At 58.4% G+C, this 12,561-nt stretch carries 9 protein-coding genes; 1 reads left to right on the top strand and 8 read right to left on the bottom strand.

The annotated features are described in order from the left end of the window. Positions 1–6: 6 nt before the first annotated feature. The 8 genes from rplA to AB2L51_RS00010 form a co-directional block, all read right to left on the bottom strand. Complete coding sequence (gene rplA, locus AB2L51_RS00045; RefSeq protein ID WP_395580603.1) at positions 7–699, bottom strand: 50S ribosomal protein L1; 693 nt, start codon at positions 697–699, stop codon at positions 7–9. Positions 700–703: 4 nt separating this feature from the next. After that, a complete protein-coding gene (rplK, locus tag AB2L51_RS00040) occupies positions 704–1,138 on the bottom strand; it encodes a 50S ribosomal protein L11 (RefSeq protein ID WP_166110511.1) in 435 nt (144 codons plus the stop codon). A 106-nt stretch (positions 1,139–1,244) separates the two neighbouring features. Further along, complete coding sequence (locus tag AB2L51_RS00035; RefSeq protein ID WP_395580964.1) at positions 1,245–2,813, bottom strand: efflux transporter outer membrane subunit; 1,569 nt, start codon at positions 2,811–2,813, stop codon at positions 1,245–1,247. A 41-nt stretch (positions 2,814–2,854) separates the two neighbouring features. After that, entirely contained in the window at positions 2,855–4,093 is a 1,239-nt protein-coding gene (locus AB2L51_RS00030; RefSeq protein WP_395580963.1) for an efflux RND transporter periplasmic adaptor subunit, read from the bottom strand. Between the two features lie 71 nt (positions 4,094–4,164). Beyond that, positions 4,165–7,338, bottom strand: coding sequence for an efflux RND transporter permease subunit (locus AB2L51_RS00025; protein ID WP_395580602.1), 3,174 nt, complete (start codon positions 7,336–7,338; stop codon positions 4,165–4,167). Between the two features lie 104 nt (positions 7,339–7,442). Continuing rightward, positions 7,443–8,831, bottom strand: a complete 1,389-nt coding sequence (locus AB2L51_RS00020) for a sensor histidine kinase (protein ID WP_395580601.1) — start codon at positions 8,829–8,831, stop codon at positions 7,443–7,445. After that, complete coding sequence (locus tag AB2L51_RS00015; RefSeq protein ID WP_166110523.1) at positions 8,818–9,531, bottom strand: response regulator transcription factor; 714 nt, start codon at positions 9,529–9,531, stop codon at positions 8,818–8,820. Before AB2L51_RS00015 ends, AB2L51_RS00020 begins: the two co-directional genes overlap by 14 nt. Positions 9,532–9,552: 21 nt before the next feature. Continuing rightward, positions 9,553–10,824: a DNA recombination protein RmuC gene (locus AB2L51_RS00010; protein ID WP_395580600.1), complete on the bottom strand. Its 1,272-nt coding sequence runs from the start codon at positions 10,822–10,824 to the stop codon at positions 9,553–9,555. Between the two features lie 193 nt (positions 10,825–11,017). On the opposite strand from AB2L51_RS00010, the gene AB2L51_RS00005 reads away from it, so the two are divergent. After that, the gene (locus tag AB2L51_RS00005; protein ID WP_395580599.1) at positions 11,018–12,286 is read left to right on the top strand and encodes an MFS transporter; all 1,269 of its coding nucleotides are present in this window, start codon (positions 11,018–11,020) and stop codon (positions 12,284–12,286) included. Positions 12,287–12,561 lie beyond the last annotated feature (275 nt).

The raw sequence follows: 12,561 nt of genomic DNA, 5'->3' as shown, positions 1-12,561 counted from the left end.
TCTTGCTCAGCCTGCGAAGGCAGAGACGTCCAGCTGCACACCCGGCCCCATTGTGGAGGTCAGGGCAGCTTTCTTCAGGTAGGTACCTTTGGCGCCGGTCGGGCGGGCCTTCTGCACGGCATCAACAAATGCGCGCACGTTTTCAGCCAGCTTGTCCGCACTAAAGGAAGCCTTGCCAACGCCAGCATGGATGATACCGGTCTTTTCAGCGCGGTATTCAACCTGACCGGACTTGGCTGCCAGAACGGCACCCTTAACGTCCATGGTCACGGTACCCAGCTTGGGGTTGGGCATCAGGCCACGCGGACCGAGGATCTTACCCAGACGACCCACCAGAGCCATCATGTCCGGTGTTGCAATGCAGCGGTCGAAAGCAATTTCGCCAGCCTGCACCTGCTCCATCAGATCTTCCGCACCAACAACATCCGCACCGGCAGCCTTGGCTTCTTCAGCCTTGGGGCCACGTGCGAACACGCCAACACGCAGGGTCTTGCCCGTGCCGTTGGGCAGGGACACAAAACCACGGACCATCTGGTCGGCATGACGCGGGTCGATACCCAGATTCAGGGCGATTTCAACCGTTTCGTCAAACTTTGCAGTTGCATTGTCTTTGACGAGGGAAACAGCTTCGTCCAGACCGTATGCCTTACCGGCAACAACCTTGGCGCGAGCAGCCGCAAGACGCTTGTTCTGAGCCATAATCTTAGCCCTCCACCACATCAAGACCCATGGAGCGGGCAGAACCCACCAGCATGCGTACAGCGCCGTCAATGTCGTTTGCGTTCATGTCCTGCTGCTTCTGTTCAGCAATTTCACGCAGCTGCGCCATGGTCACCTTACCCACAGCACCGCCCTTGCCAACCGTCGGGCTGCCTTTGGAAATCTTGGCGGCCTTGAGCAGGAAGTAGGTGTTCGGCGGGGTTTTGGTGATGAAGCTGAACGTACGGTCAGCATAGGCAGTAATCACCACAGGAATCGGCATGCCAGGTTCAAGGCCCTGGGTCTTGGCATTAAATGCCTTGCAGAATTCCATGATATTCAGACCGCGCTGACCCAGTGCCGGACCAACCGGCGGTGAAGGGTTTGCTTTACCAGCGGGAATCTGAAGCTTGATGTAGCCAACAACTTTTTTGGCCATATCCGGGACTCCTCAAAAATGTACCCGGACCGCGGTTCTTAACGATTCCGGCCTGCACACAAGGTACTGGCAGAAACCTCCCGCGTTCCGATCAGGAAAAGCGCGCTTACCTGTGCGCGGCATGACTGTCAAGAGGGGCACGTGCTTTTGTGCTACCACTCAGGTCCATGCTGGCAGGGTCGCGCACGGTTGTAATCCCGCCCGCAGCCGGAGCCTGACGCAGATTGCTGTACTGCAACGGCTTGAAGGGCATAAGCACACTCTCACCCGTCGGCAACTGGTCACGGGACCATCCGCCACCCAGAGCACGAATCAGCTCCACGCGGGCATCAATGGCGCGCGTGGAGGTCTGCACCAGAGCGATGCGGGCATTCAGAGCTGCCACCTGTGCCACCACAACGTCCAGATAATTGGTAAGCCCACCTGTATAAAGCGCCATGGTCATGCCCTGTGTGCGCACTGCGGCATCGACAGCACTGGACTGCTGGCCTACCTGTACTTTGAGCCTGTTGACACGGGTCAGCCCGTCCTCGACCTCCTTGAAGGCGTCCAGCACCGTGCTGCGGTAAAGGTCCTCCTTCTCGCGGTACTGCGACCAGCTGCGTTGCAGGTCCGCGCGGCGCAAACCACCCTGAAAGAGCGGAAGAAGTGCCTGCGCTCCAAACTGGTACATGGAGTTGGAAAGCGATGCGAGGTCGAACCCGTTATCCATAAACCCGGTCGTGGCGTTAAAGGTCACATGCGGGTAGAACGCCGCGCGGGACACGCCTATGGCCCTGTTGGCCTGCGCCATACGCCGCTCTGCCGCGGCAATATCGGGCCGCCTTTCCAGCAGGGTAGACGGCAGGGCAACAGGCAATGGCCCCTGGGTGAAGGTCAGGGTACTCACCGGTGCAATATGAAAAGTAGCGGGTGTCTGATTGACCAGTACGGCAATGGCATGCTCCATCACGTCACGCTGGGTGCGGATGTCGGTCTCCTGCGCCTGTGTGGCATAAAGCTGCGCCTCCGCGCGGGAGACGTCCATACCTGGCGCAATGGCCCCGGCCAGACGCATGTTGGTAATCTGCACCGCTGTTTTGTAATAGCGGACGGAATCCTGGTAAACCGCGTCCTGCACATCCAGCCCGCGCAGCACAACGTAATCGCTGGCAAGCTCGGCCTGCAAGCTCAGCCTTGCTGCTGCATAATCCGCCGCACGTTCCTGCACATTCTGCTTGGCCATGCGCGTCTTGTTCCGGATGGCGGACCAGAAATCCGGCTCCCACGTCGCCGAACCTGAATACTGCTCGGAAGACATATACATAGGCCCGGTAGCACCTGATCCACGCCACAGGCGGTGGTCCGACCCCTTGTACTTTGCCCCACCGGCCATACCGCCGATTTGCGGGTACAGTCTGGATTTTGCCTCCATCGCCAGATCCCGCGCCTGAAGAAAAGCTTCCGCCTGCGCCTGAAGATCGGGGTTAAGGCGCATGGCCTGTTCCTCCAGATCATTCAGGAGGGGGTCTCCCAGCACGGTCCACCAGTTCGGGTTGAGCGCTGTATCCACCCCACCGGCGGGCTGCATGACACCACCGCCCTGCCAGTTATCGGGGTAGATAAACTTGGCAGGCTTGTAACGTGGTGCCATGTCGCACCCAGCCAGAACGGACAGGAGGCAGCTCCCAAGCATGAAGCGTGCGGCAAAAAACCGGCTACCCTGCGCCCTGCCCTTCATGGACGCCCCCCGGCTTCTGGCATGGGTCGGTTATCTTCGGGCATGGCACGGGTATCGTCCCGGCTTGTATTCGCGGCCTTTGCCGGGGGAACGGGAGGCATATTGTAACCGGGAGTGCCTTTAACAATCCGCACCAGCTGCCCATCCAGCAGCCCCGCGGACGGGTTGTTGATCACCCTGTCGGTTTTTTTAACCCCGCGCAGCACCTCCACCGTTGTCCCCAGATCACGCCCAAGCGCCACATTGACCAGATGCACATGGTTGCTGTCATCCACCAGAGCGACCTGCGTTCCTTCCTGCCGGAACACAATGGCCCCCTCGGGCAGAATAAGCTGGTTGGGATCAGCAGGTGCGTGGAAGGTGGCTGTGGCATAGGAGTTCGGCCACAGTTCACCGCTCTTGTTATCCAGCACCAGTTCGGTCGTAACCGTACGGGTATTGGGGTTAAAGGCGCTCGCTGTCGCCAGATAGCGTGCCTTGAACGTACGCTCGGGGTATTGCGGCACAATCAGATCCGCCTGCAGACGGGGAGAGATAATATCCGCGTAATCCTGTGGCACGGCCACAAACACGCGCATGGCATGCACATCCGCTACGCTGAACAGTTCCGTGGCATTCCCGCGGGAATCCACGTCTCCACGTCCGGCGTTAACGTAATCCCCCACATCGGCCATACGCGATGTGACGATACCGTCAAACGGTGCCACGATTTTTTTAAACCCTTCAAGGGCGGCATAACGCTCAACATCATGCCGGGCGGCTTCGACCTGCGCCTGCTGGGCCTCGGCATTGGCGGCCTGAACATCCACCTCCTGCTGGGAGACTGCCTGCGTGCCCTGCAGTGCCTTCCAGCGCCGTGCGGTAATCTGGGCCAGCTTGTAGCGGGCCAGCGCCACGTTGTAATTAGCCTGAGCGGCGGCGTACTGGGCGTCTAGGCCGGGTGTGTCAATTTCGGCCAGCACATCTCCCGCTTTTACATGCGCGCCAAAGTCCTTGTACCACATTTTTACGTAGCCCGAGACCTGTGCATAAATCGGGGCCTGGTACCACGCCGCAATATTGGCAGGCAGCGAGAGTTCACGCTCATCAGGTGCCTGCTGCGGGTAAATGACCTGCACAACGGACACCGCATCATGCGCCGTTTCCTGCGCCAGCTGCACATAGGCCGAATGTCTTTGCACCAGCCCCACAATAATGAGGAAGCCTGCCACACCAGCGACAACAGCAAACCCCATTTTTCTTTTACGGGCAGCTGCCGCAGCTTTAACCTTGGCGTCCACGCCACCCGTCTTGTCGTGTTCCGGGGTCATACGCCAGCTTCCTCTTCTTTTGTCGTCGGTACTTCTTTTTTGTTGTGCAACATTGCAAACACGCAGGGAACAAACAGCAGCGTCGCTACCGTCGCCACCAGCAGCCCCCCCATGACCGCCTTGCCCAAAGGCGCGTTTTGCGAGTTGCTCAAAGACATGGGCAGCATGCCAATAATCATGGCGGATGCCGTCATCATAACCGGGCGAATACGCTCGAACCCTGCCTCAAGCGCTGCCAGAATGGCATCTCCATGCTCATCAAGCCGCTCACGCGCAAACGCCACAACCAGAATGGCATTGGCCGTGGCCGTGCCCATGCACATGATCGCACCCGTAAGCGCTGGAACAGACAGGGTTGTATGTGTGAGGAACAGGCTCCACGAAATACCAGCCAGCGCGCCGGGCAACGCCGTGATGATAATGAACGGGTCCAGCCAGGACTGAAAGTTGACCACAATCAACAGGTAAACAAGCAGGACAGACATAGCCAGCCCAGCCAGCAACTGCGCATAGGCACCGTTCATGGTCACGGCCTGCCCGCGCACGGCCAGCGATGTGCCACGCGGCAGGTCGGGCCTGAGTTCATCCACGATCCGCACCACCTCGCGCGAGACGGTACCCAGATCGATCCCTTCGTTCGAGGCATAGACATCGAACACGGGCATGATGTTGTAATGTGCAACCTCGGCCGGGGTCCCGACCTGTTCGATCTGACTTAGCCCGCCCAGAATCTGCGGGCTCTGCCCGCTGGGATTACCGTCCCCCTTATCAATCGGGGTGATCTCCAGATCATTCAGGGTCTGGAGGAAGGAAGCAGGGGTCTGGATATCAATCAGGTGCGAAACGCCGGTCTTGGTATCCAGCCAGTAAACCTGCCCGACCTGCGAACTGCCTGAAAGCGAGACCAGCACGTTGTCGGCCACATCCGCCTCACGGATACCCGTACCCAGCGCATACATGCGGCGTGCATTCACACGCAGGGTTGGCGTGGTCATGGGTTCCTGCACCGAAATATCGGTCAGGCCGGTCACATGCCGCAGCCGCTCTGCAATGCGGTTGGCAACACGGAAATTAGCCCGCAGGTCACGCCCGATCACCTGCACATCAATCGGGGATGGCAGGCCAAAGTTCAGGATCTTGGCTGTCAGGTCCCCCGGCAGGAAGGAGAACTGGGTGCCGGGGAATTTTTCGTTCAGGCTACGTCGCAGCAGGCGGCGATATTCCGCCACTGGAGCGGCTTCGTCCTTCAGTGAAATGGTAATGTCACAATCCTGCGTACCCACGGTTGGCGTTGGAATATAGGCCATGTTGAGCGCGCTGAACGCCAGACCGCAGTTATTGACGATCCCTTCCACCTGCCCGGGCAGCGTATGTTCGACCTCCTGATCCACCAGTTGGGAAATCTTTCCGGATTCCTCCAGCCGCGTGCCAATGGGTGCACGCATATGCAGGGCAATGACATCCGAATTGACCTCGGGAAAAAAGTTCTGCCCGACAAAAAACAGCAGTCCCAGAGACCCGAACGAACACAGTACGAATACAGGAATAAACTTACCCCTCACCTCGATCAGATACATGAGCAGGCTATGGTAGCGATGGCGGAAGGCCTCGAACCCACGCTCAAAGGCCCGCTGGAACCGGCCAAAAACCGTTTTGGGTTCCTGCGGGCCATGCGCATGGGCTGCCACCTGTGCGGCCAGCATGTACTTGGCCATGGTCGGCACCAGTGTGCGCGAGAGAATGAACGATGCCAGCATGGCAAAAATAATGGCTTCAGCCATGGGCATGAACAGCCAGCCGGCAACACCGGTAAGCTGGAACAGCGGCATCCACACAATGCAGATACACAGTGTGGAAACAAAGGTTGGAATAACAATCTGATTGGCCGCGTCCACAATGGCGGTTTCCAGATCCTTTTCCATTTCCAGATGCGCATCAATGTTTTCGATCATGACCGTGGCGTCATCAACCAGAATACCAACGGCCAGCGCCAGCCCGCCAAGGGTCATGACATTGATGGTCTGCCCGGCCCAGCCCAGCCCGATGATCGAGCACAGCATGGCCAGCGGAATGGAGGTGGCAATAATAACGGTAGAACGCCACGACCCAAGGAACAGCAGCACCACAAGCCCGGTCAGGAAGGCGGCGGTTATCATTTCGCGCACAACGTCCTGCACGGACTCCTTGACAAAGGTCGAGGCGTCATTGAGCACGCGGATGCTCACACCGGCTGGGAGGGTCTGCACAATACCGGGCAGTAGTTTTTTAATGCCTGCCACGACATCCAGTGTTGAGGCATCCCCACTCTTCATGACCACGATCAACACGCCCTGCTGGCCCTTGACCAGCACAAGGTTGGTCTGCGGTGGGCCACCCTGATGCACCCAGGCCACGTCACGCAGGCGGACCACAGCATGCCCGACCTGCTTGATGGGAATATCGTTCAGCTCGTCCAGCTCCCGCGGGGCGGCGTTGGTCTGCACCATCCAGTCAAACGGGCCAATACGCTGGTCCCCGGCGGGTAGCACAATGTTCTGGCTGTTCAATGCGCGGGAGACATCCACCGGGGAAAGGCTGTGCGCCAGCAGCTTGACCGGGTCCAGATCGACCATGACATTACCCGGCTTGCCCCCATACGGGTTGGGAATGGCCGCCCCTGCAACAGATACCAGCGCGGGCCGGATGAGGTTGGAGGACATGTCATAAATCTGGGACGCCGTCATGGACGTGGACGCGACCTGCAACGTAATCACCGGCACGGAGGACGCGTCATACGCCAGAATGAGTGGCGGTGTGGAGCCGGTTGGCATCTGCTTGATCACGGTCTGGGAGACGGAGGTGATCTGGGTTTGCGCAACGGCCGTGTTTGTACCGGGCTGGAAAAAGATCTTGACAATCCCGCGCCCGTAATAGGACTGGCTTTCAATGTGTTCGATATTATTCACGGTCGCGGTAAGTGCACGCTCGTAATAATAGACCACACGACCCGACATATCCTCGGGCATAAGTCCTGTATATTGCCAGATGACAGCCACAACAGGGATGCGGATACTGGGAAAAACGTCCGTTGGCGTGGAGAAAATACCCTTAATTCCAAAAACCAGAATCAGGATGGACAGCACAATAAAAGTGTACGGTTTTTTAAGTGCTACAAGAACAATCTGGTTCATTCACCTGACCCCTGACTAAAAACGGGTCCGGTCATCATTCTGGAAATAGTCGTCATTTTGCCAGTAGATAGCCGCACATCCCTCTCCCGCTTGTGACATTATCTTTACAAACCATTGCTCCAGCCCTGTGCCGGGACCGGAAAAGCAATGCTGAAGCATGTACCCCTGCCATTGGGGCCGCTCTCTATTTTCACGTTTGCGTCATGCAACTGCGCAATGGCGCAAACAAGGCTCAACCCCAGACCACTGCCAGGCACATGCCGACTCTTGTCCGAACGATAGAAACGGGACAACACATTCTGCCTTTCCTCCGGGGCAATACCCGTGCCTGTATCGGTCACAACCAGCAGGACCGCATCATCCTTTTGTTGCACATCCAGCACGATACTGCCGCCTTCAGGAGTAAATTTGATGGCATTATCAACCAGATTAGCGAGCAGTTCGATCAGAAGATGCCGATCCCCCCATACTGGCCCCTCATCCGCAGAGGGCAGAGCCTGTAGTTTTTTATCTTCCATTTCGGCAATGGGTTCGTAAAGGTCGAACACATCATCCATCAGCTCACGCAGCTTCACCTGCGCAAAACCGGCCATGCGGCGGCTGTTTTCTATCTCGGCAATCCTGAGCAGGGCGGTAATGATGCCAAGGCACTGGTCAAGATCATCCACCGCCCGGTCTATGGCAGCCTCCAGCTGCTCGGGATTGCGCTCGCCCGACTGGGCGCGCTCGAGCTTGGCCCGCATGCGCGAGAGCGGGGTACGCAGATCATGGGCAATATCATTGCCCACAGCACGCATGCCGTCCATCAGATGTTCCAGCCGGTCGAGCATGCGGTTCACGCTCCCCGCCAGCCGTTCCAGATCATCCCGCTCGCGGTTGGCGGGCAGGCGTTCATGAATATCGCCCGCCATAATCCGGTCTATGGCTTCGTGCATTTCCTTCACGCGGGAGAGGGCGCGATGGCTGAGCGCCACCCCAAGGAACAGTGCGAACAAAAACGTGGGCACCGCCGCCGCCAGCATGGCGTGACGGAGCATGAACTTCTGCTCCGCCAGAAGATGAAAGCTGCGCCCCAGCACCAGAATGGTATGGTCTGGCAAGGTAACCGCCAGCAGACGCAGGGGGTAGGGAGCGCCCTCTTCGGGATAAATCTCGATATTATGGGGCTTGCCGTCCGCCTTGAGCCCACGCGGCCAGGTGTGCAGATCGCCCGCAATCAGCGCGTGCCCTGCATCGAACAGACCGGCACTGTTGATGATCAGGCGCAGGTCATCCGTTGCGCGACGGCGGATGACATACTCCAGATGTTCGGGCGACATCTGGGCCAGCAACTCTGCCTCCCCCTGGAGCAGTTCCGTGGAGCGGCGGGATTCCACCGCCTCCATCTGGGCGTAAACCAGCCCGAACTGCATGAGCATGACACCAGCCATAGCCGCCAGCGCCATGAGAGTGATCCGGAATGTGGCTGTCCGGAAAACCTCAGTCAGAAACACGCAACTGGAACCCCGTACCACGAATGCTCTGGATAAGCGGTTCCTCGCCCGGAGCATCAACCTTCCGGCGCAGCTTGCCTATATGCACATCAACTAGATTGGTGCGCGGGATAAAACGGTACTGCCAGACATCCTCCAGCAGCATGGAGCGCGTCAGCACCTGTCCGGGGCGACGCATAAGGTATTCGAGCAGCCGGAACTCACGCGGGAGCAGGTCAATCTCGCGGCCATCCCGCCAGACGCGGCGTTCAATCAGGTCCATTTCCAGCGGGCCGGTACGCAGCTTGGTGTTGCGCGTATCATCAGGCCGCCGCAGCAGCGCTTCAATCCGTGCGACAAGCTCCTCCATGGCAAAAGGCTTGGTCAGGTAATCATCCCCCCCAGCCTTAAGCCCTGTTACCCGGTCGTCCACGGCAGACAGGGCGGACAGGACCAGTACAGGCGCGCGAATCCCCTGCTGGCGCATGGCTTCTATAACAGAAAGCCCATCGCACCCGGGCAAAAGCCGGTCCACCACCATCACATCAGCCTCGCCCTTTACGGCTGCATCCAGCCCGGCATTGCCTGTTTCCTCATGGTGGACGTTAAAGCCGCGTCCTGTGAGTTCCCCCACGATTTCCTCGGCAATCCTGCCGTCATCCTCGATAAGGAGAACCGTCCGCCCTTCCAGAAAAGGCGGTAGCGTATCATCTTCAGACATACCTGCCCTCTTGCTCGTGTTCTATCCTGTTGCAGTGCCGCCCTTCATATGGCCACTAAATTCAATTTCAGACTCTTCACCTTCGTCCTCACTCGCAACCGGGTTATCAAGTTCCTTCAGCTTGCGGGTAACCACTCTGGTGCGCCGTCTGGCCTCCTCAATTGAGAAGGACATAGCCTGCGCATTCCGTGCCAGCTTGTCCAGCACTCCATCCATTTTCAGCATTTCCTGCCGGGTTGCACCCAGCAGGCGGGCAATGCTTTCCGTCCGTTCCTCCAGCGCCAGAGTCACGTAACCCAGATGAATGGTGCGCAGCATGGCGGGCATAAGGGCTGGCCCCATAACCATAACCCGGTACTGCCGCCCGACATCATCTATCAACCCCGGAATGCGGGCCACTTCCGTGTAAAGCCCGTCAGTTGGCAGATAAAGCACGGCGAACTCAACAGTTGCGGGGGGCTGAATGTATTTCGTGGCAATTTTGCGGGCTTCCATCCGCACGGTGTTCTCCAGAGACTTGCGGGCCGCCTTTTCCCCTACCACATCGCCTTCTTCCGCCGCGTTGAGCAGTTTTTCGTATGCTTCGGTCGGGAACTTGCTATCCACCGGCATAAGGGGTGGGGTCTGGGTTTTAACCGGCATGCGAATGGCGAACTCCACCACATCACTTCCCGCCCCCAGCCGTACATTGCTCTCATACGTGCCCGGTGGCAGCACATCATCCAGAATGGCGCGCAACTGGGCCTCTCCCCAGCCCCCACGGGTTTTGACATTACTGAACAGCCGCTTGAGGTCACTGATCTGCGCGGTCATGGCGCGGACCTCGCCCATGGCTTTCTGCATGGCGGCAAACTGTTCCAGCACCCGCTGGAACGATGTGTGCATCTGCCGCTCCACCGCCTCGTGCAACTGCTCGGTCACTGCGTGGCGGATTGCAGAAAGTTGCTGGGCGGAAGCTTCCGCCATGGTACGCAGGGCCTCGGCCTGTGCGGCCCGTGCCTCCGCCTGTTCACGCCCCAGACCGCCAGAAAGGTTGCCAAGCTGCTCGGCCAGTTCGGTACGCATGCGCTCCAGCCGTTCGCCAAAAGCCCGTTCCATTTCGGTCATGGCGGTTCTTTGCGCGGATGAATCCGCACGGGTGGCGGCGGCCTCGCGCTCCATCATGACGTAAAGCCGCGCCAGCAGATCACTATCCGCACTTTTGGCTGGCGGTTTGCGCAGCACAAAGGCCAGCACCACTCCCAGCAAAAGAGCCGTGACCGCCACACAGACAAGAACAATTACAGAACCCATACCCTGTTTTGTCTGATGTCCGCCCCAAGAGCAAGCTCCTTTGCTCACTGTTTCTGAACAAAAAATGCACCTGTCAGGCAACACCTCTCATGCCGCAGACGTAATGACAGGGATGGTGTGGTAATGATACCATCCCAGCTCACGGTGCCTTGTTCACCAACACAACAAAAAATCCAGGAATGGAGAACCCAGCTTGAACACGGCACAACGCATTCGGGGTATTCTGGCAGGATCAGCCGGGAACCTGCTCGAATATTTTGACTGGTATGTTTATTCTTCCTTCACCATCTACTTCGCCCATGCGTTTTTTCCACATGGTAATCCTACTGCCGAACTTCTTAATGCGGCGGCTGTATTTGCCGTTGGTTTTTTTATGCGCCCCATTGGCGGGTGGCTGCTGGGCATGGCGGCAGACCGGTACGGACGGCGCAAAGCGCTCACCTTTTCTGTTCTGGCCATGTGTTTTGGGTCTCTGGCCATAGCCCTGTGCCCCACATACGAGCAGATCGGCGTTGTGGCCCCGCTTGTTCTGGTGCTGGCCCGGCTGGTGCAGGGGTTGAGCCTTGGTGGTGAATATGGTGCTTCCGCCACCTATCTGGCCGAAGTTTCCACCCCGCAACACCGGGGGTTCTGGTCAGGATTTTTGTATGTCACGCTGGTTATGGGGCAATTACTGGCCCTGTGCGTGCTGCTTGTCATGCAATACGTGTTTTTGACACCGCAGCAGATTGCAAGCTGGGGCTGGCGCATTCCTTTCCTGATCGGGGCATGCGGAGCCGTTCTGGTGTTCTGGCTCCGCCGCCAGATGGTGGAAAGCGAAAGCTTTGAGAACACAAGCAACAAGCAGGCCAAGGGAGGCGTGCGCGTTATGCTGGCCCACTGGCCATCGGTGTTGCGGGTCTGCGGGCTAACCCTTGGTGGAACAGTCGCTTTTTACACCTACACCATTTACATGCAGAAATACCTTGCCAACTCCCTTGGTTTTTCCAAGGAAACGGCCACCCTTATCTCTGCTGCCAGCCTGTTTGTGTTTGCCGCCATGCAGCCTGCGTTTGGCGCGGTATCCGACCGGATCGGGCGCAAACCCCTGCTCCTGTTTTTTGGCATCGGGGCAAGCCTTGGCACTGTACCACTGCTGAATGCCCTCTCCCGCGCCACGTCGGGCTGGGTTGCATTCGGGCTGATTGTTGCCGCCCTGTTCATGGCCTCGGGCTACACCTCCATCAACGCCATTGTTAAGGCCGAGCTTTTCCCCACCCGTGTGCGCGCATTGGGGGTAGCGCTACCCTATGCGCTGACCGTGTCCATTTTTGGCGGCACAACCGAGTATATCGCCCTGTGGTGCAAGCATATAGGCCATGAAGGCTGGTTTGCCTGGTATGTTTCCGCCTGTGCGCTGGTTACTCTTGTAACCGCGTTAACCCTGCAAAAAACCGGCACGATGCCGGAAAACACGCCCTGACCCCATTCCGGCATTATTCAACAAAAGGACAGGGATCAGCCTTCAATTTGCCACAAGCGGATCGATATTTAAAGGAGAACAAAAATACGGAGCAGCCTGACACCCTGCTCCAGGGAGGCACGTTTGATGCGCCGCATGACACAATTTCTGATGGCCCTGCCCGTTATTGCGGGCCTTGGTCTGGCAACCCTGCCCGGTGCACAGGCCCAACCCGGACGCTGGGGTGGCGGTGGCCCCGGCTGGGGTGGCAGGGGCTGGGGCGGCCCAGGCTGGGG

The sequence above is a fragment of the Acetobacter fabarum genome, assembly GCF_040702925.2.
Taxonomy (GTDB): domain Bacteria; phylum Pseudomonadota; class Alphaproteobacteria; order Acetobacterales; family Acetobacteraceae; genus Acetobacter; species Acetobacter fabarum_B.
Note: the sequence above shows the minus strand (reverse complement) of the source record. Positions and strands in the feature narration are given on the sequence as shown.

Bases quoted from the DNA above. Each gene is read 5' to 3' on its own strand.
- AB2L51_RS00010 (WP_395580600.1), bottom strand. From the start codon at position 10,824: ATGGGTTCTGTAATTGTTCTTGTCTGTGTGGCGGTCACGGCTCTTTTG.
- rplA (WP_395580603.1), bottom strand. From the start codon at position 699: ATGGCTCAGAACAAGCGTCTTGCGGCTGCTCGCGCCAAGGTTGTTGCC.
- AB2L51_RS00015 (WP_166110523.1), bottom strand. From the start codon at position 9,531: ATGTCTGAAGATGATACGCTACCGCCTTTTCTGGAAGGGCGGACGGTT.
- AB2L51_RS00035 (WP_395580964.1), bottom strand. From the start codon at position 2,813: ATGCTTGGGAGCTGCCTCCTGTCCGTTCTGGCTGGGTGCGACATGGCA.
- rplK (WP_166110511.1), bottom strand. From the start codon at position 1,138: ATGGCCAAAAAAGTTGTTGGCTACATCAAGCTTCAGATTCCCGCTGGT.
- AB2L51_RS00025 (WP_395580602.1), bottom strand. From the start codon at position 7,338: ATGAACCAGATTGTTCTTGTAGCACTTAAAAAACCGTACACTTTTATT.
- AB2L51_RS00030 (WP_395580963.1), bottom strand. From the start codon at position 4,093: ATGGGGTTTGCTGTTGTCGCTGGTGTGGCAGGCTTCCTCATTATTGTG.